This window comes from Dokdonella sp., from assembly GCF_019634815.1.
Taxonomy (GTDB): domain Bacteria; phylum Pseudomonadota; class Gammaproteobacteria; order Xanthomonadales; family Rhodanobacteraceae; genus Dokdonella_A.
This window is the reverse complement of sequence record NZ_JAHCAP010000007.1, coordinates 23,359-45,943: the sequence shown is the minus strand read 5'-3', so window position 1 is coordinate 45,943 and position 22,585 is coordinate 23,359. Positions and strand designations below refer to the sequence as shown.

At 66.1% G+C, this 22,585-nt stretch carries 19 protein-coding genes; 8 read left to right on the top strand and 11 right to left on the bottom strand.

Annotation, left to right across the window (positions count from 1 at the left end):
- Positions 1–11: 11 nt before the first annotated feature.
- The 4 genes from phbB (KF759_RS05400) to gluQRS all read right to left on the bottom strand — a co-directional run bounded on the left by phbB (KF759_RS05400) (position 12) and on the right by gluQRS (position 3,486).
- Positions 12–758, bottom strand: coding sequence for an acetoacetyl-CoA reductase (gene phbB, locus KF759_RS05400; RefSeq protein ID WP_291223388.1), 747 nt, complete (start codon positions 756–758; stop codon positions 12–14).
- A 78-nt stretch (positions 759–836) separates the two neighbouring features.
- Positions 837–1,340, bottom strand: a complete 504-nt coding sequence (gene phaR / locus KF759_RS05395; protein ID WP_291223387.1) for a polyhydroxyalkanoate synthesis repressor PhaR — start codon at positions 1,338–1,340, stop codon at positions 837–839.
- A 457-nt stretch (positions 1,341–1,797) separates the two neighbouring features.
- Complete coding sequence (gene phbB, locus KF759_RS05390) at positions 1,798–2,538, bottom strand: acetoacetyl-CoA reductase (RefSeq protein ID WP_291223386.1); 741 nt, start codon at positions 2,536–2,538, stop codon at positions 1,798–1,800.
- 66 nt (positions 2,539–2,604) lie between these two features.
- Entirely contained in the window at positions 2,605–3,486 is an 882-nt protein-coding gene (gene gluQRS / locus KF759_RS05385) for a tRNA glutamyl-Q(34) synthetase GluQRS (protein WP_291223385.1), read from the bottom strand.
- Positions 3,487–3,639: 153 nt separating this feature from the next.
- Here gluQRS and htpX point away from each other — a divergent pair, with 153 nt between their 5' ends.
- On the top strand, positions 3,640–4,515 hold the full coding sequence (htpX, locus tag KF759_RS05380) for a protease HtpX (protein ID WP_291223384.1): 876 nt from the start codon (positions 3,640–3,642) through the stop codon (positions 4,513–4,515).
- Positions 4,516–4,585: 70 nt separating this feature from the next.
- Here the strand turns inward: htpX and KF759_RS05375 are convergent, their stop codons facing one another.
- Entirely contained in the window at positions 4,586–6,655 is a 2,070-nt protein-coding gene (locus tag KF759_RS05375) for an EAL domain-containing protein (protein ID WP_291223383.1), read from the bottom strand.
- A 130-nt stretch (positions 6,656–6,785) separates the two neighbouring features.
- Positions 6,786–7,829: an EF-P beta-lysylation protein EpmB gene (gene epmB, locus KF759_RS05370; protein WP_291223382.1), complete on the bottom strand. Its 1,044-nt coding sequence runs from the start codon at positions 7,827–7,829 to the stop codon at positions 6,786–6,788.
- Positions 7,830–7,941: 112 nt separating this feature from the next.
- Here epmB and efp point away from each other — a divergent pair, with 112 nt between their 5' ends.
- From efp to folE2, 6 genes are all read left to right on the top strand, one after another.
- Positions 7,942–8,508 carry an elongation factor P gene (gene efp / locus KF759_RS05365; protein WP_291223381.1) on the top strand — a complete coding sequence of 189 codons (567 nt, stop codon included), beginning with the start codon at positions 7,942–7,944 and terminating at the stop codon, positions 8,506–8,508.
- A gap of 7 nt (positions 8,509–8,515) precedes the next feature.
- Positions 8,516–9,841, top strand: coding sequence for a TRZ/ATZ family hydrolase (locus KF759_RS05360; protein WP_291223380.1), 1,326 nt, complete (start codon positions 8,516–8,518; stop codon positions 9,839–9,841).
- Complete coding sequence (gene ubiG / locus KF759_RS05355) at positions 9,838–10,557, top strand: bifunctional 2-polyprenyl-6-hydroxyphenol methylase/3-demethylubiquinol 3-O-methyltransferase UbiG (protein WP_291223379.1); 720 nt, start codon at positions 9,838–9,840, stop codon at positions 10,555–10,557. The genes KF759_RS05360 and ubiG overlap by 4 nt, the downstream gene beginning before the upstream one ends.
- On the top strand, positions 10,554–11,216 hold the full coding sequence (locus KF759_RS05350; RefSeq protein WP_291223378.1) for an HAD-IA family hydrolase: 663 nt from the start codon (positions 10,554–10,556) through the stop codon (positions 11,214–11,216). Before ubiG ends, KF759_RS05350 begins: the two co-directional genes overlap by 4 nt.
- Positions 11,213–12,055 carry a squalene/phytoene synthase family protein gene (locus KF759_RS05345; protein WP_291223377.1) on the top strand — a complete coding sequence of 281 codons (843 nt, stop codon included), beginning with the start codon at positions 11,213–11,215 and terminating at the stop codon, positions 12,053–12,055. The genes KF759_RS05350 and KF759_RS05345 overlap by 4 nt, the downstream gene beginning before the upstream one ends.
- Positions 12,056–12,125: 70 nt before the next feature.
- Entirely contained in the window at positions 12,126–13,067 is a 942-nt protein-coding gene (folE2, locus tag KF759_RS05340) for a GTP cyclohydrolase FolE2 (RefSeq protein ID WP_291223376.1), read from the top strand.
- Positions 13,068–13,078: 11 nt separating this feature from the next.
- On the opposite strand, the gene dxs is transcribed toward folE2, so the two are convergent.
- The gene (gene dxs, locus KF759_RS05335; RefSeq protein WP_291223375.1) at positions 13,079–14,974 is read right to left on the bottom strand and encodes a 1-deoxy-D-xylulose-5-phosphate synthase; all 1,896 of its coding nucleotides are present in this window, start codon (positions 14,972–14,974) and stop codon (positions 13,079–13,081) included.
- Between the two features lie 457 nt (positions 14,975–15,431).
- On the opposite strand from dxs, the gene KF759_RS05330 reads away from it, so the two are divergent.
- Positions 15,432–17,111, top strand: coding sequence for a hypothetical protein (locus KF759_RS05330; RefSeq protein ID WP_291223374.1), 1,680 nt, complete (start codon positions 15,432–15,434; stop codon positions 17,109–17,111).
- A gap of 233 nt (positions 17,112–17,344) precedes the next feature.
- Here KF759_RS05330 and KF759_RS05325 read toward each other — a convergent pair whose 3' ends face one another.
- The 4 genes from KF759_RS05325 to KF759_RS05310 form a co-directional block, all read right to left on the bottom strand.
- Complete coding sequence (locus KF759_RS05325) at positions 17,345–19,240, bottom strand: chloride channel protein (protein ID WP_291223373.1); 1,896 nt, start codon at positions 19,238–19,240, stop codon at positions 17,345–17,347.
- Between the two features lie 78 nt (positions 19,241–19,318).
- Positions 19,319–19,975 carry a potassium channel family protein gene (locus KF759_RS05320; RefSeq protein WP_291223507.1) on the bottom strand — a complete coding sequence of 219 codons (657 nt, stop codon included), beginning with the start codon at positions 19,973–19,975 and terminating at the stop codon, positions 19,319–19,321.
- 55 nt (positions 19,976–20,030) lie between these two features.
- A complete protein-coding gene (locus KF759_RS05315) occupies positions 20,031–20,624 on the bottom strand; it encodes an HNH endonuclease (RefSeq protein ID WP_291223372.1) in 594 nt (197 codons plus the stop codon).
- A 139-nt stretch (positions 20,625–20,763) separates the two neighbouring features.
- Positions 20,764–22,554: an acyl-CoA dehydrogenase C-terminal domain-containing protein gene (locus KF759_RS05310; protein ID WP_291223371.1), complete on the bottom strand. Its 1,791-nt coding sequence runs from the start codon at positions 22,552–22,554 to the stop codon at positions 20,764–20,766.
- Between the last annotated feature and the right edge of the window lie 31 nt (positions 22,555–22,585).

Here is a 22,585-nt window from a genome sequence, read left to right as displayed (position 1 = left end):
GCGCGAGCGGCTCAGAAGCTCATGAAGTAGCCGCCGTTGACCGGGATGTTCGCGCCGGTGATGTAGCCGGCATCCTCGTCGGTGAGGAAACTGACGGTACGCGCGATCTCGCGCGGCTCGCCCAGACGGCCAACCGGAATCGAGGCGACGATCTGCTTGCGGATGTCTTCGGGCACGGCGCGCACCATTGGCGTGTCGCAGTAGCCCGGCGAAATACTGTTCACGGTGACGCCCTTCTTCGCCACTTCTCGCGCAAGCGCCATCGTGAAACCGTGCAGGCCGGCTTTGGCCGCCGAATAGTTGGTCTGGCCGAACTGGCCGGTCTGGCCATTGACCGAAGAGATGTTGACGATGCGACCGAAGCCTTGGCCGGTCATGCCGTCGACCACCAGCCGGCACATGTTGAACACGCCACTGAGATTGATCCGGATCACGTCGTCCCACTGCGCGTCATCCATCTTGCGCAGGCTGGTGTCACGCGTGATGCCTGCCGAGTTGACGAGGATCGACACCGGACCGTGCTGCTTGCCGACGCGATCGACCAGGCTTGCGCAATCGTCACGGTCGGCGACGTTGAGCGGCTCGAAGGTGATCTGCTCGCCAAAGGAAGCAACTTCGGTACGGAATTCCGCCACCCGCTCGCTGCGGGCTGCCAAGTCGGCGGCAACGACCTTGCGGCCGGCACGCGCCAGCGCCTTGCAGATTTCGGTGCCCAGTCCGCCAATACCGCCGGTGACGACGGCGACGCGATCGTTCATGGATGTCCTCTCGGAAGTTCGGGCACGCACGGCAGACAGCGGCGCGGAGGCGCGGCCGATCTGCGGCAGGCCGGATGATCAGGATTTGGAGTCTTTCTTGGGACGCTCACCGGTGTCGGGGGCGTTGCCGCGCATGCTGCTGGCCGCGGCCGTGAGGAAGCCCTGTTGCATCGACTTCCACATGTCCATGTTGCGCTCGGTGAGATCATTGAGCATCGACCACGGACCCTGTCCCAGCATGTTGTTGAGCTGGCTGCGGAACTGGGTCTGCTGGTCGAGAAACACCTGCAGGCTGCGTTCGAGGTAGGCGCCCATGAAGCCCTGCATCGAGTCCCCGTAAAAGCGGATGATCTGCGACAGCAGCTTGCTGGTGAACATAGGCTGCCCGCGATCCTCGTACTCGGAGATGATCTGCAACAAGACCGAGCGTGTGAGGTCCTCGCCGGTCTTGGCGTCGCGGACTTCGAATTCCTCGTTGTCGAGCACCAGCTGACGGATTTCTTCCAGCGTGATGTAGCTGGAGATCTCGGTGTCGTAGAGGCGGCGATTGGGATACTTCTTGATGATGCGGGACGTGGTCATGCCGCCACGCTAGCAGAATGTGGTGCGGCGCACCAGTTGCGATGCTTCGGCCGATGTCGAGCGGCGGCCGCGGCCACGGGTGCGCGCCGCGCGAGGATGATCGGCTGGACCGAGCCGGGTCGGCGGGCCAAGGGTGCCCGTTCGCCCACTCGGCCCTGCGCCTGCGCTCGACCTGCCTCACCTGGCGGGCGCTGCAGCCACCGTCCGGGGCAAAGCGCATGCAGCCGACGCCGGAGGGCGTCGGATCAGCGCAAGGCGTGGCAAGCATCCGTCCCTGGGACGCGGCCCGTTCGGCATCCATGCCTCACCTGGTGATGCGCGCATCCGACGCCGGAGGGCGTCGGGTCAGCGCAAGGCGTGGCAAGCATCCGTCCCTGGGACGCGGCCCGTTCGGCATCCATGCCTCACCTGGTGATGCGCGCATCCGACGCCGGAGGGCGTCGGATCAGCGCGCGCATCACCAACCCATGTATTGGCCACCGTTGATCGCGAGGTTCGCACCGGTGATCCAGCGCGCGCGGTCGTCGACGAAAAAACCGACCGCGAAGGCGATCTCGTCGGGATCACCCAAGCGCCCCACCGGAATCTGCGCGACGATCTTGCTGCGCACGTCCTCGGGCACGGCCATCACCATGTCGGTGCCGACATAACCGGGCGAGACGGTATTCACGGTAATGCCGAACTTGGCGTTTTCCTGCGCCAGCGAAATCGTGAAGCCATGCATGCCGGCCTTGGCGGCTGCGTAGTTGGCTTGGCCGTATTGGCCCTTCTGGCCATTGATCGAGCTGATTTGCACGATGCGGCCCCACTTGCGCTCGCGCATGCCATCGATCACCGGGCGGGTGACGTTGAAGCACGAGCCGAGGTTGGTCGAGATCACGTCCTGCCACTGCGTTGCGCTCATCTTGTGGAAGGTGGTGTCGCGGGTGATGCCGGCGTTGTTGATGAGGATGTCGACTGGTCCGAGCTGGCGCTCGACCTCGCGCACCATCGCCTCGGCGGTGGCGGGATCGGCGACATCGCCCTTGGCCAGGCCGAAGTCGAAGCCGGCCTTCTTCTGCGCTTCCTGCCACGCGCGAGCCTTGCCTTCGTCGCGATAGTTGGTGGCCACCTTGTGGCCCTGCGAGGCCAGATACCTGCAAATTGCGGTACCGATGCCGCCGGTACCGCCCGTGACGAGGGCGACGCGTGTCGTCATGACTGACTCCTGTTGGAAAAATGGACGGCGAAGTTCGCTTTTGAATGTGCAGTGTGTGCCGATTCGTCAGCGCGATGCATTATGCGCTGCGACATGATCGCCGGCCGAGCTGGCCGGGATGCGGTGGATATCGAAGCCGCGCACGGCCTGTTCCAGCAGCGCATCGACCGAGTCGGCAGGCGGAACGATCTGGCCAAGGTGACGCAGAGCCGCACGCAGTGCGGGCAGCGGATCGCCTGCATCGACCGGGCATGCCGCATCCTGCTTGCCGAGCTTTCCGCCCTGGGCATCGAGCACCAGTGGCAGGTGTGCATGGCGTGGCCGGGGCAGGCCGAGCATCTGCTGCAACAGGATCTGGCGCGGTGTGGAATCGAGCAGATCGGCGCCGCGCACGACATCGGTGATGCCTTGGGCCGCATCGTCGACGATCACTGCAAGCTGGTAGGCGCACACGCCGTCGGCGCGCCAGACGACGAAATCGCCGACGGCGCGGGCAAGGTCCTGTCGTTGCGCGCCGCAGATTGCATCATCGAAGCCGATCACTGCGCCGCCTACGCGCAGGCGCCACGCCGGTGTGCGGGCAGTGGGCGTTGCCACGCAGGTCGCAGGATGGATTCCCGCGTGGGGCTCCAGATCGGAGCGGCTGCACCAGCACGCATAGGCGTGACCGCCATCCTGCAACTCGCGCAGCGCCGCCGCGTAGCGTTCGATCCGCTCGCTCTGCACGATCACCGGTCCGTCGGACTGCATCCCGAACGCGGCGAGTGTGGCGAGGATGTCCTGCGCCGCGCCGGGGACTTCGCGGTCGTGGTCGAGATCCTCGATGCGCAGCAGCCATTGCCCGCCTGCGGCGCGTGCAAACAGCCAACTGCCGAGTGCGGCGACCAGCGAACCCAGGTGGAGGCGGCCGGTCGGCGAAGGTGCGAAGCGACCGCGATAGCCGCTCATCCGCGGGAACCCGCGGTGACGGTCCGGGTCCAATCCCCCGGGGTCTTGCCGGCATGAAGCTTGAAAGCCTCTGGCGCTCCCCCATCACAAGGCAAGTGCGCGCACATCGCGTAGCATGGGCATTGCATCCAACGTTCTACTCTGGGGTTCTGCATGAAGCGTATCGTACTGTTCCTGCTCACCAACCTGGCCGTGATGGCGCTGTTGACGATCGTCGTCAAGCTCACCGGCATCGACGTCTACGCCTATCGGCGCGGCGGTCTGAACCTCGAGGCCTTGCTGATCCTGTCCGCGGTCATGGGCATGGGTGGCTCGTTCATTTCGCTGGCGATGTCCAAATGGATCGCCAAGTTCACGACCGGCGCGCAAGTCATCATCCAGCCGCGCAATGCCACCGAGGCATGGCTGGTCGATACCGTGCGCCGCCACGCCGAGAAGGCCGGCATCGGCATGCCCGAAGTGGCGATCTACGACGCGCCCGACATGAATGCGTTTGCCACCGGCATGACGCGCAACAGTTCGCTGGTGGCGGTGAGCACTGGCCTGCTGCAGAACATGGAGCGCAACGAGGTCGATGCCGTCCTCGGGCATGAGATCGCCCACGTCGCCAATGGCGACATGGTGACGATGGCGCTGTTGCAGGGCGTGCTCAACACCTTCGTGATCTTCCTCGCCCGCGTGATCGGTACGCTCGTCGACCGGGCGATCAGCGGCAACCGTGACAGCGGTGGCGGCATTGCCTACTTCGCGATCGTGATGGTGCTGCAGGTCGTGCTCGGCATGCTCGCCTCGCTGGTGGTGATGGCATTCTCGCGCTGGCGCGAGTTCCGTGCCGATGCGGGCGGCGCGAACCTGGCCGGGCGCGAGTCGATGATTGCCGCCTTGCAGCGCCTGGCCGGCAATCAGGGCGAGAGCAGCCTGCCCAAGGCACTCGCCGCGTTCGGCATTTCCGGCGAAGGCGGGATCGCTCGCCTGCTGATGAGTCATCCGCCGCTCGAGGAGCGCATTGCCGCCTTGCGTGCGCGCTGATATCCGCGATTGACCGTGATGGGCAGCCGCTGCCGCGGCTGCCCGTTTCCTTCTGGTGCCGGAGCGTGCGTCAGGCCACGTGACTGAGGACTTTTTCCGGTTCCTGCAGGAAGTTGCCCTGCACGAAGTTGACGCCGCAACCGAACAGGATCGACATGCTGGCGGCGTCTTCGACGAATTCGGCCACGGTGAGCTTGCCAGCCTGATGCGCCTGATTGCAGATGTCCTTGACCTTTTCCTGGTTCTCTTTTTGCTTGGGCAGGTCGGCCATGAAATGGCGGTCGATCTTCAGGTAGTGCGCGGGCACGTGCTTGAGCAACTGGAACGAATTGAGCCCGGCGCCGAATTGTTCGAGCGCAAACTGGCAATGGATCTGCTCAAGTGCCTTGGCAAACGCACGCGCTTGCTTGAGGCTGGTCACCACCTTTGCTTCGGGCATTTCGAACACCAGCGAATCACCGCGCTGGCGTTCGGTCTTGAGCTGCTGCGCGATCCACGGCACCAAGGTCTGGTCTTCCAGTGACTGTGGCGTGAGCTTGATGAAGAAGGTGGTCCGGTGGCCGGCGCGTTCGCGTTCGGCGATCGCCTGAATCGCCTTGGAAATCACCCAGCGGTCGATTGCCGGCATGCGTCCGTTGCGTTCGGCGATCGGCAGGAAGTGGCCGGGCGGAATCTCGCCCTTGGGTCCGGCCATGCGCAGCAGGATTTCGTAGAAATCGCCTTCGGCGCCGTGCAGGCTGATGATCGGCTGGTGGTAAAGCACGAAGCCGTCGGTGGCGAGCGCCTGGTCGATCAGGCCGACCCAGCGCTTTGTGCTTTCGGCGGCGGCCTTGTCCTGCGCCGAAGGGTCGTGGATATGCACGCGATTGCCGCCTTCGGTCTGGACCTGGCGCAGGCCGGTCGCGGCATCGGCCATGAGAGTGTCTGCGCGTGCGTTCTTCTCGCCGAGCAGAACGCCACCGATGCTCGCGGTGAGGCTGATTGAGCGCTTGCCGACCTCGAAGATGTGCTCGGCAAATGCAGCGTGCAGACGTTGGGCGAACTTGCTGGTGGCTTCGGCATCGCGCTTGCCGAGCAGCAGTGCGAACAGATGGTCGCCCACGCGGCCGGCGATGTCGTCCTCGTCGAGCTGCTTGCGCAACAGGGTGGCGATGTCACCGAGCAGCAGATCGGCGTTGCCGATGCCGATGCTGTCGAGCACGCTGCGGAAATTGTCCGGCTCGACCAGCAGCAGCGCCTGATCGATGGTGCCATTGGCGGCGCGCGCGCAGGCGTTTTCCAGCTCGGTGATCGTATGCGTGCGGTTGAACAGGTCGGTGACCAGATCCTTGGTACGCAGTTCGTCGAGCTTTTCGTGCAGGGCCGGATCCGAGGCCTGCAGACGGAATGTGATCTGCTGGCAGGGTTCGCCCTCGAAGCTGGCCTCGGCAAACTCCATCGCGGCATCGAAGGTGGAGCCGTCGCCGCGCTGCGCCTTGAGGTTGAGGCGCTGCGGCGGCTTTTCGCCCTTGGACAGTCGCTTGAGAAGGGCCTTGAAGTCGTCGGCATCGGGCGCGGCGATCATGTCGAGGATCGACATGCCTTCGAGGTCTTCGAAGCTGTCGTAGCCGAACATTTCCAGATAGGCCTTGTTGGCGCGCACGTGCATGCCTTCATGGACGAAGGCGATCGGATCGCGTGAGGAATCGAGCAGGGCATCGCCACGCCGCTCGGATTCACGCAAGGCCGCTTCGAGCCGGCGCACGCTGCGACGCATGATCAGGCCGTCGTACTCGCGCCGCACCACCATCTGCACATGCTCGTGCGAGGTGCGCAGCATCGCCGCGCGCGCGCCGTCCTTGAACGCCTGCACGATCGCATCGTCGACCAGTCTGGTGGCGGTGGCGATCAGGGCGACGTCACGGCCGCTGCGTTCGGCGATGTCGCGCACCTGCGGCATCGTCAGGCTGGTGCCGTCGAGCGTGACCACCACCAGGTCGGGTGGCTGCTGCCCGAATTCGGCCTCGAGCTCGGCCTCGTTGGTCGCGCGCGACGGTCGTACCGCGATGCCGCCGTTGCGCAGGATGCTGATGATTTGCTCGGCGCTTTCGACTGAATCGTCGACGATGAGGAGCCTGATGAGCGTATTGAGTTTGGTCATGGGGAAGCGTCAGGGTCAGTGAACGGCCAGGCTGGGAAGATCGGCCCGGACGCATGCACGAGCAAAGGCCGGCGTCCTGGCCGATGGCAGGCCGGCGTGTGCGAGCACGACCGGGTTCTTGGGTGGATATTTACTCGATTCGGCCATCGGGCGCCATCATCGGTGCGGTTTCGAGCGGAATCTTGCTGGACGCCCCGGCGATTTCACGCACCAGGCGCGGCACCAGATAACCGGGCAGGCATGCCCGCAGCTCTTCGATCAGTCTGCGCCCGCAGGCAGCATCAACCTCGAAATGGGCGGCGCCGCGCACGCGGTCGAGCAGGTGCAGGTAGTAGGGCAACACGCCTGCGGCGAACAGCCGCTCGGACAGCCGGGCCAGCACCGGCGCGTTGTCGTTCACCCCGCGCAGCAGCACGGATTGGTTGAGCAGGCTCGCACCGCACTCGCGCAGACGCGCACAGGCGGCGCTCACCGCGGCGTCGATTTCATTGCCGTGGTTGGCATGTACGACCATCACCTTCTGCAGCGGCAGGTCGGTGAGCCAGCTGCAGAATTCCTCATCGATGCGCTCGGGCAGCACGATCGGCAGGCGGCTGTGGATGCGCAGGCGGCGTACGTGGGGTATCCGCGCCAGTCCGGCGCCCAGCTCGGCGAGCTTGGCTGTGCCCAGGGACAGGGGATCGCCGCCGGACAGGATCACCTCGCTGATCGAGGTGTCAGCGGCAATGCTGGTGAGCGCCGCCTGCCAGTGGCCTGCGGCGGCCGTTTCCTCGGCATAGGGGAAGTGTCGGCGGAAACAGTAGCGGCAGTTGACCGCGCACGAGCCGGTGGCGATCAGCAGGGCGCGGCCGTGGTACTTGCGCAATACGCCGCTGGTGCTTCGAGCGGCCAGATCGCCGACCGCATCGTCGCTGAAGCCGGGTACATCCAGGGCTTCGGCGGCACGCGGCAACACCTGCAGCAGCAGCGGATCGCGTGGATCGCCGTGACGCATGCGGGCAATGAAGCCGCGCGGAACGCGGGTCGGGAAGCCTGCGTCGCCGTCTGCCAGCAAGCTCTCGGCGTGCGCCGACAGCCCGAGCAGATCGAGCAGCTCAAGGGCATTGGTGACCGCTTCGCGCCAGAGTTGTTGCCAACGGATTGGCTGCGCGACCGGGCGTCTAGCAGGTATCATGGCGGGATTGCTTGACCGACCGGATGGTTCGTCCGGCCATTGTATCGGGATGCAGGCGGCATTCGCGCCCACGGCGTGGCGCGTTCACGAATTTTCATATCAGGAGTTGCGCATGGCCAGTTATGGCATGAACGATGTCAAGAACGGGCAGAAGATCATCGTCGACGGGTATCCGTGCACGATCGTCGACACCGAGTACGTCAAGCCCGGCAAGGGCCAAGCCTTCACCCGCGTCAAGTATCGCAACCTCAAGAACGGTCGCACCCAGGAAATGACGATGAAATCGACCGATTCGGTCGATGCCGCCGACGTCATGGACACCGACATGGAGTTCCTCTATTCCGATGGCGAGTTCTGGCACTTCATGGACCCCACTTCGCACGAGCAGATCGCCGCCGACGAGAACGCGATGGCCGATGCTGCCAAGTGGCTCAAGGGCAACGAAGTGTGCATCATGACCCTGTGGAACGGCGCGCCGCTCACGGTGACGCCACCGATCTTCGTCGAACTGGAAATCAGCGAAACTGATCCTGGCGTGCGTGGCGATACCTCGGGTGGTGGCGGCAAGCCGGCCAAGCTCGAGACCGGCGCGGTGGTGCGTGTGCCCTTGTTCGTCGCCCAAGGCGAAAAGATCAAGGTCGACACGCGTACCGGCGAGTACATGTCGCGGGTCAAATGACGCGCCGATGCCTGCATCGCCGCAACCCATCGACCTGCTGATCGAGCCGCGCTGGCTGATCCCGGTTGAACCGCAGGGCGTCGTTCTCGAAGGCCATGCGGTTGCGATCGAGCGCGGCGCGATCCTTGCCGTGCTGCCGCTGGCGCAGGCGCGTGAGCGCTTTGCGCCGCGCGAGCGGGTGGAGCTGGCACGGCACGCGTTGATTCCAGGCCTGATCAACGCGCACACCCACAATCCGATGGCGCTGATGCGCGGGCTCGCTGATGACCTGCCGCTGATGGAATGGTTGCAGGGGCACATCTGGCCGGCCGAGGCGCGCGCGCTCAGCGCGGAGTTCGTGCGCGACGGGGTGGAGTATGCGGTCGCCGAGATGTTGCGCGGCGGCACCACGTGCTGCAACGAGAACTATTTTTTCCCCGACGTGCAGGCCGCGACTTATCGGCGTCTGGGTTTCCGCGCAATGGTCGGCCTGCCGGTGATCGAGTTCCCGACCGCATGGGCCGCGAGCCGCGACGAGTATTTCGAGAAGGGACTGGCCGTCCACGACGAATATCGCAGCGAGGCCTTGATCGGGACTGCGCTTGCGCCGCATGCGCCATACACCGTGGCCGATGCGAGTTTCGAGCGCATCCGCGTGTTGTCCGACCAGCTCGACCTGCCGGTGCACCTGCACCTGCACGAGACCGCACAGGAAATCGATGACTCGCGCCGCGAGCATGGCGCGCGCCCGTTCGCGCGCATCCAGTCTCTGGGTCTGGTCAACGATCATCTGATCGCCGTGCACATGACCCAGCTCACGGATGCCGAGATCGCCGCCTGCGCCGAGGCCGGTGTTTCGGTCGTGCACTGCGTGGAATCCAACCTCAAGCTCGCATCGGGTTTCTGTCCTGCCGAAAAGCTGCGCCGCGGTGGGGTCAATCTCGCCATCGGCACCGATGGCTGTGCCAGCAACAATGACCTCGACATGCTTGGCGAGATGCGCAGTGCGGCACTGGTCGCCAAGGCCGTGGCGGGTGACGCCCGCGCACTCGATGCTGCCGCCACGCTGCGGGCGGCCACCTTGGGCGGCGCGCGGGCGCTCGGCTGGGAGGCGCGCATCGGCAGCATCGAGGTGGGCAAGCAGGCCGATCTGGCCGCGATCCGTCTCGATGACCTGGAAACCCAGCCGCTTTACGACGTGACCTCGCAGATCGTCTATGCCGCCGGTCGCCATCAGGTGAGCGATGTCTGGATTGCCGGCCGACGCCAGTTGCGCGATCGCGCACTGACCGGGCTCGATGCGAGCGAGCTGATGGACAAGGCCCGGCGCTGGCGCGAGCGTCTGGCGCCATGACTTCTGCCGCCGCGACTGCCGGCAACGTCGATCCTGCCGAGACGGCCCGGTTCGAGCGCCTCGCAGCTGGCTGGTGGGATCCGCTGGGCGAGATGCGCCCGCTGCACGATCTCAATCCCGTACGGCTGGCCTATGTCGCCGGGCGTGCCGCGACGAAGGGCGCGCGTGCGCTCGATGTCGGCTGCGGGGGGGGACTGCTCAGCGAGGCGCTCGCGCGCGCCGGTGCGCAGGTCACCGCGATCGATCTGGCGCCGGCCCTGCTCGATGTCGCGCGCCTGCACCTGCACGAGTCTGCACTCGAAGTCGATTACCGCGAGACATCGGCCGAGGCGCTCGCCGAGACGATGCCGTCCACGTTCGATCTCATCACTTGCATGGAAATGCTCGAACACGTGCCCGATCCGGGCAGCGTGGTGCGCGCCTGTGCGCGCATGCTCAAACCTGGCGGCAAGCTGTTTGTTTCCACGCTCAATCGCACGCCGATTGCGTTCGGCGCGGCGATCCTCGGCGCCGAGCATCTGCTGCGGCTGTTGCCGCGCGGCACCCATCACTATGCGCAGTTCATCAAGCCGAGCGAATTGGCCGCGGCACTGCGCGTCGCAGGTCTGGTCGTCGACGACATCTCGGGCCTGGCCTGGAATCCATTCACGCACCGCGCCTGGCTCACGCGCAGCGTCGCGGTGAACTATCTCGCCTGCGCGACGCGCCCTGCATGAACCAGCCGCCGCGCGCGGTGCTGTTCGATCTCGACGGCACCTTGATCGACTCGGCGCCCGATCTGGTCGCCGCGGTGCAGTCACTTTGCATCGAACTGGGTGCGCCGCAGCCAGCGTTCGAGGATGTGCGCCGGGTCGTCTCCGCTGGTGGCCGCGCGATGCTGCGCAAGGGCCTGCCCGGAGTCGACGAAGCAATGATCGATCAGTGGCTGCCGCGCTTTCTCGACATCTATTCGGTGGCGATGCTGCAACACACGCGACTCTATGACGGCATCCAGGAGGTGCTCGAAGCGCTTGCCGCGCGTTCGATTGCCTGGGGCATCGTCACCAACAAGCCGGGTTGGCTGGCACGGCCACTGCTCGCGCAGATGGAGTTTTTCGCCGGCAGTGCCGTGCTCGTGACCGGCGATACCTTGCCGGTTCGCAAGCCCGATCCGGCGCCAGTGCTGCATGCCTGCGCCCAGCTCGGCGTCATGCCCGCCGAGGCGGTGATGGTCGGCGATGACCTGCGCGATGTCGTGTCTGGACGCGCTGCCGGAACCCGCACGCTAGTCGCTGGCTGGGGCTATCTCGATGGCGAGCCGCCGCAGGCCTGGCAGGCCGATGGCATCGTCGACACACCGATCGAATTGATTGTCGCGCTTGGTCTCGGGGCATGAGCGAAGTCGACGACGACGGCGTGCTCGGCAGCTTCATCGGCAAGTGGGCACAGACCGCGCCCGAGCTCGAGCTTGCGCTGGCCTTCACGCCGCAGCCGCTGCGCGCGGCGCAAGCGGCCTTCGCCTGCCTCGTTCATGAGCTCGAGTACGCCGCGTTCGGCATCGCCGAGCCGCAGCCGGCGCTGTTCAAGCTGCAATGGTGGACGGAGGAACTGGCCGCGGCCGGACGAGGTGAAGCCAGTCATCCCCTGACCCAGGCGCTGGCTGCCGCCGTGCCGCTGGCGCGAGTTGCGCCAGAGTCGTGGCAAACCGTGTGCGCGGCGGCCTTCAGCTTGCGCGAGGCCGCGCCCGCCAGCGATGGGGACGGTCTGCTGGCCGAATTCGCCACCCTGTATCAGCCGCTGGTACGGATTCAGGCGCAGTTGTTTTCTCCGCTCGATGTCGCAGCACTGAGCCGGGCGCGCAGTCTTGCCCGTGTCGTGCGCGAATGCGCCAATCTGGCCGCCGCACTGACGGCGGGTCGCTTGCCGCTGCCGCTCGACCTGCTCGCACGCCATCGGCTTGCGCGTGGCGATCTCGCTCGGCCCGGCGTGGCTTCGGCCGAGCTTCTGCGCGAATGGCTGGATGCACTGCGCGTTCACGCCGATGCGGTCGATCCGCACGGACTCGACCCGATCAGCGCGGCGACGCTCAGCGCCGATCGCTGGCGCCTGCGGCGCGCGCAGGCTGCCGCCGAGCCCTTGCAGGCATTGTGTGACCGACTTGCGCGCGTGCCATTGCGCGCGACGCTCGCCGCCTGGCGTGCACGTCGCGCCGGAGCCGCGTTGGCGAGCCCTTGAGATGTCCGCGCCGCGCTCCAATTACAATGCGTTCAGTCCATCCGGCACCGACGCCCCGCTCGCTGATCCCATGTCTGCCCCAGAATCCTCCGTCCGCGCCTTGCCCGACATCGCGCTCGAAAGCCATGCCGATCACGCCGGCGCGCTCGATGCGGTGGGCATGGAATGCATCGAGATGCCGGTGCTCGTGCTGGATGGCGAGGGTCGCGCGCAGCGTGTGAGCGCGCGCGTGGATGCCTTCGTCGATCTGTCCAGCAGCAATGCGCGCGGCATCCACATGTCGCGCCTGTACCTCCTGCTCGAACGGCACCTCGCGGTCGAGCCGCTCGCCCCGACGGGACTGCGGCGCCTGCTGCGCGAGTTCCTGCATTCGCACGCCGAGCTTTCGACGCGGGCGCGCGTGCGGATCCGCTTCGATCATCTGGTGCGCCGCGCGGCGCTGGCCAGCGCGCACAGTGGCTGGCGCTCCTATCCGGTTGAAGTCGCGGCCAGTCTCGTGCGCGAAAACTTCGTGGCCGAGGCCGGACTCGAGATCACGTATTCGAGTACTTGCCCGGCATCGGCGGCGCTCGCGCGGCAATTGATCCAGCAGCAATTCGCGCAGGATTTTCCGCTGGCTGCGCCGCTTGATCGCGACGCCGTGCTCGCCTGGCTCGGCAGCAGCGAGGGCATCGTTGCCACCCCCCACAGCCAGCGCAGCAGTGCGCAACTGCAACTGCGGCTGGCTGAAGGCGCAAGCTTCGCACTCGATGCCTGGATCGACGCGGTCGAAAGCACGCTGCGCACGCCGGTGCAGACTGCGGTCAAGCGCGAGGATGAACAGGCATTTGCGCTGGCGAACGGACAGAACCTCATGTTCTGCGAGGACGCCGCGCGGCGCATCCAGCGCGTGCTCGATGCCGACCCGCATATCGTCGACTTCCGCGTTCGCGCCGCGCACCACGAAAGCCTGCATCCACACGATGCCGTGGCGCTCGTCACCAAGGGTGTCGCTGGCGGTTACGCCGCCTGAGTGCATTTGCCCTACACGGCGTTGCGCAGCGCCGCGGCCGCAAGCAGATCGGCAAAGCGCCTGCGCACGGCCGCTTCGATCCCGGCGACGTCCAGCCCTTCATGGGCAAGCAGTTCGTCGCGACTCGCGTGTTCGAGGAAGGCGTCGGAGAGACCCAGTTGGAGCAGGGGCAGCGCAAGGCCGCTCGCGTGCAACCATTCGCCGACCGCACTGCCGGCGCCGCCCATGATCGAGTTGTCCTCGATCGTCACGAAGGCCGCGTGTGACTTGGACAGTTCGTGCAGCAGGGTTTCATCGAGTGGTTTGACGAAGCGCATGTCGACGAGCGTTGCATCGAGCGTCTCGGCCGCCTTTGCGGCGGGCGTGACCATTGCGCCGAATGCGAGCAGGGCGATGCCGCGACCACGCCGACGCACTTCAGCCTTGCCGATCGGCAGTGGCACGAGCTCGGGCGTGATCGTGACGCCCGTACCCGTGCCGCGCGGGTAGCGCACCGCGGCCGGACCGCTGTGCAGGAAGCCGGTGGTGAGGAGCTTGCGGCATTCGTCCTCATTGGACGGCGCCATCACGATCATGTTGGGGATGCAGCGCAGGTAGGACAGATCGAAACTGCCCGCATGCGTGGCGCCATCAGGCCCGACCACGCCGGCGCGGTCGATCGCGAACAGCACGTCCAGGTCCTGCAAGGCGACGTCGTGGATGAGCTGGTCGTAGCCGCGTTGCAGGAAGGTCGAATAGATCGCCACCACCGGCTTGGCGCCCTCGCAGGCCATGCCGGCGGCGAGCGTCACCGCATGCTGCTCGGCGATGCCGACATCGAGATAGCGCTGCGGATATTCCCTGGAAAACCGCACCAGACCCGAGCCTTCGCGCATCGCCGGCGTGATGCCGTACAGGCGCGGCTCGGCGGCGGCCATGTCGCACAGCCAGTCGCCGAATACTTCGGTGTAGCTCGGTTTGGCCGGCGCGGCCTTCTTCAGCACGCCCTGATGCGGATCGAAGGGGCCGACCGCGTGATATTCGATTTGATGCGCTTCGGCCGGTGCGTAGCCCTTGCCCTTGGTGGTGATCACGTGCAACAGGCGTGGGCCCTTGAGTTCCTTGAGCGTGCGCAGCGTGGTCAGCAGTTGCGGAATGTCGTGGCCGTCGATCGGGCCGGTGTAATGGAAACCCAGTTCCTCGAACAGCGTCGAGGGCACGAACATGCCTTTGGCATGCTCCTCCCAGCGCTTGGCCGCGCGCCACAACAGGCCATCGCGCTTCATCATCGACTTGCCGCGCTCGCGGATCTTGTTGAGCGTGCGGCTCGACATCAGCCGCGCCAGCATCTTGGTCAGCGCGCCGACGTTCTCGCTGATCGACATCTGGTTGTCGTTGAGGATGACCAGCATGTCCGGCTCGACGTCGCCGCCGTGATTGAGCGCCTCGAAGGCCATGCCCGCGGTCATCGCGCCGTCGCCGATCACCGCGACGATCCGGCGCGCATCGCCATTGCGCTGTGCGGCGATCGCCATGCCCAGCGCGGCGCCGATCGAAGTCGAGGAATGACCCACGCCAAAGCTGTCGAACGGGCTTTCGTCGCGCTTGGGGAACGGCGCCACGCCATCCTTTTTCTTGACCGTGGTGATGCGGTCGCGGCGGCCGGTTAGGATCTTGTGTGGATAGCCCTGATGGCCGACATCCCAGACCAGGCGATCGGTCGGCGTGTCGTAGAGCCAATGCAGGGCCACGGTCAGTTCGACCACGCCGAGGTTGGCACCGAAGTGCCCACCCGAAGCCGCCACCGACTCGATCAGGTAGTCGCGCAATTCCTGCGCGATCTGCGGAAGCTCGCTTTCCTGAAACTCACGCAGGTCCGCCGGCGAGTCGATGCGGGCGAGGCGTGGATAACGCTGACTGTCAATCATGGCGCTATTGTCGGACGCATGCGCGGCCGGGGCAAGGAAAACGCCGGGCGGGTCGCGGGCTTCTTGCGGACGGGCCGGAGGCGCCGCGGTGTTCAGCTGCATGCCAGTGGCGACGCCGGACCGGCGCCGATGGCCGGACAGCGGGCGGTGCAGGCGACCACCGCAAACCGAGCGTGGATCTGGGCGCCAAATTCCACCGACAAGTACGTGCGTCCGCGGCCGGCCCGCGAAGGTCTCTCCGGGTCGATGCAGCATGATCAGGCCTGGCCTGGCTGCTCCCCGGCGCGATCTTGCAGGAACCCGGCTGGATGGAGTCGTGCATGCACATTGCACCGTTCCCCGGCCCGAAGGAAGATGGCGGCTCGCTGCCGCCCGGGCCGGATCGGCGCTGGAATGCCCGCCCGTGGCGCCGTCGAATCACGCTGAATTCCACCCTCTGGGGACATGCATGAAAACCATGAGCACTCGGCTCCTGCCCTGCGTCCTGGCCCTGCTCGCGCTTGCCGCTTGCCGCAAGCCCGCCACCACCGATGAGGTCGCCAAGGTGTCTGCCCCTGAACTTGCGGCGGTTGGTGCGAATCTGCTTGATGGATTGGGCAGCCACCGGTTTCCGGTCACCAGCAGTCATCCGGAAGTGCAGCGCTGGTTTGATCAGGGATTGATGCTGACGTTCGGCTTCAATCACGACGCTGCCGAACGCTCGTTTCTCAAGGCTGCCGAACTCGATCCCGCATGTGCCATGTGCTGGTGGGGTGCCTCGCTGGTGCTCGGGCCGCACGTCAATGCGGGCATGGATCCGGCGGACAATGACGATGCATGGACGCGACTGCAGAAGGCCATCGCTCTCGCGCCCAAGGCGAGTGAGCGCGAGCAAGCCTTCATCACCGCGCTTTCCGCACGATATGCGCAGCAACCGCCGCAGGATCGTCGGGCGCTCGACGAGGCGTATGCGGTGGCAACGCGTGAACTGGTGCGACAACGCCCGCAGGACCTCGACGCCGCGGTACTCCATGCCGAGGCATTGATGGATCTGCAGCCCTGGGATTACTACGACGCGCAGCTTCAGCCCAAGGGCAACACGGCGGAGGTCGTCGAACTTCTCGAGTCGGTGATTGCGCGCAGCCCCGATCACGCCGGTGCCTTGCACCTTTATGTGCATGCCGTGGAGGCCTCGGCTGATCCGCAACGGGGCGTCGATGCCGCTGATCGATTGCGCGAGTTGGTGCCCGGCTCGGGGCATCTCGTGCACATGCCCGCACACATCTACGCGCGGGTGGGGCGCTGGCATGACGCGGTGATCGCCAATCAGCGCGCGATCGAGGCCGATGATGCCTATCTCGCGATCTGCCGCGGCAACACGCAAGGTGTCTATCCACTGGGCTATGTACCGCACAACCACCATTTCCTCTGGTTTGCCGCCAGCATGGAAGGCAGCAGTGCGCTCGCCAAATCATCGGCAGCGGCCACGGCACAGCGAACCGACCTTCAGGATTTGATGCGCCAGCCCGGATTCGCCGGCTTGCAGCATTACTGGCTGACGCCGTGGTTCGAGCGAGTGCGTTTTGGTCGCTGGGACGAGGTTTCCGCGGCAGGCAACCCGGCGCCCGACTTGCCCTACGTCACCGCGATTTGGCACTACGCGCAGGGCATGGCCGCGGTCCGCAAGGGGCATCTCGGTCAGGCAGACGAGCATCTTGCCGCCCTGCGTCCGCTTGCCAACGATCCGGCGATGGAAAAGCTGCTGGTATGGGACCGCTATCCCTTGAGTCATTCGGCACGCATTTCAGAACGCACATTGAGCGCGGAACTGGCGGCGGCACGTGGCCAACATGAGGTGGCTGTCAGCGCATTGCGCGAGGCGACCACGATCGAAGACGGCATTCCCTACGACGAACCTCCGGGCTGGCATGCACCGGTGAGGCATACCCTGGGCGCCATCCTCCTGGCTGCCGGCCGCGCGGCAGATGCCGAGGACGTGTACAGGGAAGAACTTCAGCGCAATCCGGAGAACGGCTGGTCCCTGTTCGGATTGGCACAGAGCCTCAAGACGCAGGGCAAGGAGTCCGCCGACGCCGAGCGTCGATTCAAGCTCGCATGGAAGAACGCCGACATCGAGCTTGAATCCTCGCGGCTGTGATCGCACCGTATCGACGCGCAGATCAAGCGGGTGTCGGCCTTGCATGCAAGCTGGCCGTGAAGGCTGCGGCGCGACCTTGAATCGACCGGTGCGCGGTTGACTGAAGGCGCGGGTTTCCTGACCGCGAATCCGGCTTCGCGAGCGTGGGTAGACTCGAATGAAGGGGACGGGGGAATTTGATCGCGTCACGTCAGAGCGCAAGATCGCGTTCACCCGCTCCGTGTTCTCTTGCGTCAGGAAGCGTTTGGCTTTCCCCGCAGCAACGTGCGCACGCGCAGTTGACGGCGGGCGTCGCGGTGTTCGTGCAGGCGGCGCGCATGGGCGGCGAGCAGGTCGCCACGGGTGAGGATGCCAATCATGCGCGGACTGGTTTCTTCGCTGACGACGAGCACGCGGCCGACGTTCTCGGCAACCATGTGATCGGCGGCTTCGCGCAGCGAGTGTTGTTCACCGACCACGAGTGGCGCGCGACGGATGAGACTGGCGACGGTCTGCATTGCGTCATGGCGGGCGTCGAGCAGATCGCGACGGGTGAGTACGCCGATCGGTTGACCGTGTGGCCCGATGACCGGATAGCCTTGATGGTGAGCCTCGGCCGTGCCGGAGGCGAGCCATTCGCGCACCGCGCCGATGCGATGGTCTGCAACGAGCGTGACGACATCGCGCGTGCAGGCCTGGCCGGCAGGAATCTGTTCGAGGAAATCGGCGGCGTATTCGCTGGGCACGCGCACGCCGCGCCGCACGATCTTCTCGGTCATGATGGTGTTGCGCATGAGCAGCGCAGACACCAGATAGGCGGCGGTGCAGCCGCCGATCAGCGGCAGCAGGCCGACCGGCTGGCGCGTGGTTTCAAAGGCGAACACGATCGAGGCGAGCAGGGCGCGCGAGGCACCGGCGAAGATCGCGGCCATGCCGACCAGCCCCGCCAGTCGTGGATCGATGCCCCATTGCGGCATCCAGTTCGCAAGCATGAGTCCGACGATCGCGCCGAGCGCACCGCCCACCGTGAACAGCGGCGCGAGCGTGCCGCCCGAGGTACCGCTGCCGAGCGCGATCGACCACGACAGGAACTTCAACACGCACAGCGAGCCGAGCGCCATCAGGCCAAGGCGCCCGGCGACGATGTCCTCGATGTTGGTGTAGCCCACGCCCAGGGTGAGCGGCGCGTACCAGCCGATCACGCCGACCACGACGCCGCCCAGCGCCGGCCACCACATCCAGTGCAGTGGCAGTTTCTCGAACAGGTCTTCGATGCCATACACGATGCGCGTGGTGGCGACGCTGACGAAACCGATCAGGGCGCCGAGCAGGACATAACCCGCGAGCGCGGCGCCGCCGGGTTCGGCCACCACCGGCATCGGAAACACCGGCGCGGTACCAACCAGCGCATGACGCACGCCGGTCGCAATCACGGCCGCGAGTGCGACCGGGATCAGCGAGCGCGGCTTGAGCTCGAACAACAGCAACTCGACCGCAAGGATGATCGCCGAGAGCGGCGAGCCGAACACCGCGGCCATGCCCGCGGCGGCGCCGGCGGCGAGCAGGGTCTTGCGTTCGACGGCAGTCACGCGCAGCAACTGACCGATCAATGAGCCGAGTGCGCCGCCGGTGGCGATGATCGGACCTTCGGCGCCGAACGGACCGCCGGTTCCAATCGCGACGGCCGACGATACCGGCTTGAGAAACATGATGCGTGGCGCGATCCGTGACTCGTTGAGCAGCACCTGCTCCATCGCTTCGGGAATGCCGTGGCCACGGATCGCGCGCGAACCCCAGCGCGCCATCAGCCCGACGATCAGGCCGCCGACCACCGGCACCGCGATCACCCAGGCACCGAGCTGATGCCCCGCGGGTGATACGAACTCGGTCGACCAACGGCCGTAGAACGCAAGGTTCGTGACCAGGCCGATGAGCGCAGTCAGGGCGCGTGCGATCAAGGCGGCTGCGACTGCGATCAGGCCGGCGATGAGGCTGATTGCGACCACGCGGCGATCGACCAGGGTGGAGCGCCGCGGCATGTGCGCGGCATTGAGCGCGAAGCCCAGATCCGGCGCGACCGGCAGCGCGTCGGTGCTGGCGAGGTTTTCGACGCGGGCGCCCGCGCCTTGTTCGGTTTTCGATTGGGTCATCGGTGGAATCGGCAGGCAACGGAGGGCAAGCTGGGCATTCGCTGCGAAGTGGACGGGACTGGCGTCGACCTGCCGCGCTCAGGCTGCAGGTGGCTGGCGTGCGTCGAGCAGGGTCAGGCCGATCAGGCGCGACACCACCAGTGCGAGATACATTACGCCGATGAAGATCTCGAAACTCGCGATCGCACGCGCAAGTGGCGTCAGCGGAATGATGTCGCCAATGCCGGTGCTCGACAACAGCACGAAGCTGAAAAACAGCAGCTCGGTCCAGCCGCGCGGTGCGTGAGGATCGACCGCGGCGGCGAGGCAGCCGGGCTGCAGCGCCTGACACAGCGCGAACAGATGGGCGAAGGCCCAGGCCAGCAGGGTGAAGGTCGCGCCGGCGGCGAACAATTCGTCGCGCGTGGCGCGGCGATCGGCGAGCATGTAGGCGACCAGACAGCTGGCGGCATGAAAGTAGAACAGGGATTCCAGGGCCGCGGCCCACGGCAGCAGCGCGGCGTAGCCGCCCACGGTTGCCGCGAGGCTGGCAGTGACCGCGGACACCGCCAGCGCCAGCGCGAACAGCAGGCGCAGGCGGCCGGCGGTGCGGTTGATCATGCGCAGCGCGAGCAGCAGCACGAGGACGCCGAACACGTTGAACACGGCGGTACCCGCCTGGGTGCCCTCGAAGAACGGGTAGGCGAGCAGGGCGATGATCTGCACCAGCAGCAGGATCGCCGAGGGATGGCGCATGATCTGCGCGAACAGCCGCAGACGCGCGATGCGGGCAGCGGTCTCGCTGGTCACGCTATTGCGGACGCCGTTCGCGCGGCAGGTGGCTGACCAGGAACTCCATCTGGTCGGCAAGGATGTTGCGGTTCGACAGGATCAGATGCTCGACCCAGCTCGGCCGGTACGGCACTGCGAGCAGGGGCATGCCGGCTTGCTGCGGCGTGCGGTTGCCCTTCTTGACGTTGCAGGCCCAACAGGCGGTAACCACGTTGACCCAGGTGTCGCGCCCACCGCGCGAGACCGGCATGACGTGGTCGCGGGTGAGTTCGCCGCGGCTGAAGGCATGGCCGCAGTACAGGCACAGCATGCGATCGCGTGCGAACAAGGCCGCATTGGTGAGCGCGGGGGCCGGGTCGATCGCGCGCGCGCGCGCATGGCCGGTGCTGGCGATGATCGGATGCAGGGCCAGGGTGCTGCGCAGGCCGCTGCGCTGGTTGAGGCCGCCGTGGATCGTCAGGCAGGGCTCACCGAGCGTCCAGGCGACCGCGCGGCGCACGTACAGGCAGGCCGCGTCCTGCCAGCTCATCCAGTCGAGGATGCGTCCGCTGGCATCGAGCGAGAGCATGCGCGTGCTGTGGATGTCGCCGGAAAAGCGGACTTCCGCAAGCATGTAACCTCCGACCTCGTGACCGAATCCGGTGGCTCGTCCCTGCCCGGGCCGCGCGCAGCATAGAACAAATCGGCCGCGCCGCGCAGCGTGCGTTCACTTCCTGCGCATTGCAGCGGCGTCGTGCGCGATGCGTTCGGCTTCAGCCGAACTGCGCATCGCTCATCGCCATCAGGGTGGCCGCGCCGCTGCGGATCGCGGCCAGGTGCGCCTGTGTGCGCGGCAGGATGCGCGCGTAGTAGAAGCGCGCGGTCAGGCGTTTGGCCTGCTTGAAATCATCCGCATGCGCCGATGCATCGGCAGCGACGACCGCGCGTGCCCAGAAGTAGGCGAGCGCGACGTAACCGGAATAGAACAGGTAGTCGTAAGCGGCCGCACCCACTTCCTCAACGTCGCCACCGGCGCGCTGGCCGATCTCGACGCTGAGCGCGCCCCATTCCTGCGCGGCCTTGCCGAGCGGAGCAATGAACTCGGCCAGTGCCGCATTGCCGGCATGCTGGGTGCAGAACGCACCGATCTCGGCAAGGAAAGTCTTGAGTCCGGCGCCCTTGAGCTGCAGAACCTTGCGACCGAGCAGGTCGTTGGCCTGGATCTGGGTGGTGCCCTCGTAGAGCGTGGTGATGCGCGCGTCGCGTGCGTACTGCTCCATGCCATTCTCGGCGATGAAACCGTGGCCGCCGAAGATCTGCAGGGCATCGTAGGTGCACTCGATGCCCGCTTCGGTGAGCAAGCCCTTGACGATGGGCGTGAGGAAGGACACCAGCGCCTCGGCGCGTTCGCGTTCGGCGGGGTCGCTGGCGTGCTTGCGGATGTCCTCGTTGAGATAGGCATACAGGCCGAGCAGTCGCCCACCCTCGATGAGTGCCTTCTGCGTGAGCAGCATGCGCCGCACGTCGCCATGCACGATGAGTGGATCGGCGGGCTTGTCTGGAAATTTTGCACCCGACAAGGCGCGCATCTGCAGGCGCTCGCGCGCATAGCCCAGCGCGCTCTGCCAGGCGCGTTCGGACAGCCCCAGGCCCTGCAGGCCGACGGCCAGGCGCGCGGTGTTCATCATCGTGAACATCGCCATCAGGCCCTTGTGTGGCGCGCCGATCAACCAACCTTGCGCACCATCGAAATTCATCACGCAGGTGACCGAGCCGTGGATGCCCATCTTGTGTTCGATCGAGCCGCACACGGCGGCATTGCGTTCGCCGACCGTGCCATCGCGGGCGACCTTGAACTTGGGCACGAGGAACAGCGAGATGCCCTTCACGCCGGGCGGCGCATCGGGCAGCCGTGCCAGCACCAGGTGCAGGATGTTGTCGACGAAATCGTGCTCGCCCGCGGTGATGAAGATCTTGGTGCCGCTGACGCGATAGCTGCCGTCGGTTTCGGGTTCGGCGCGCGTCTTGAGCAAGCCGAGATCGGTGCCGCAATGCGGCTCGGTCAGGCACATGGTGCCGGTCCAGCGCCCCGCCACCAGCGGTTTGAGGAAAACTTCGCGTTGCCAGTCTTCACCGTGGTGTTCGAGCGCGGACGCCGCGCCGTGCGAAAGCATCGGGTAGTTGCCCCACGACAGGTTGGCAGCGTCGATCATTTCCTTGAGTGCGGCACCAACGGTCTCGGGCAACCCCTGACCGCCGAACTGCTCCTTGGCGGTGAGGCCGATCCAGCCGGCTTCGACATACTGCGCGAAAGCTTCCTTGAAGCCCTTGGGCGTGCGCACGCTGTGCGTGGATGCATCGAAATGACAGCCTTCGATGTCGCCACTTTGGTTGATCGGTGCGAGCACCTGCTCGGCAAACTTCGCGCCTTCCTCGAGCACAGCGTCAATCACGTCGCGGCTGGCGGCCTCGCAGCCGGGCAGGCGTGCATACAGCGCATCGGCACCGAGCACGTCGTGGAGCGCGAAGCGCAGATCGGCAAGCGGAGCGGTGTAGCGGTTCATGGCGAGGTTTCCTGCGATAGCTGCAAAAGGA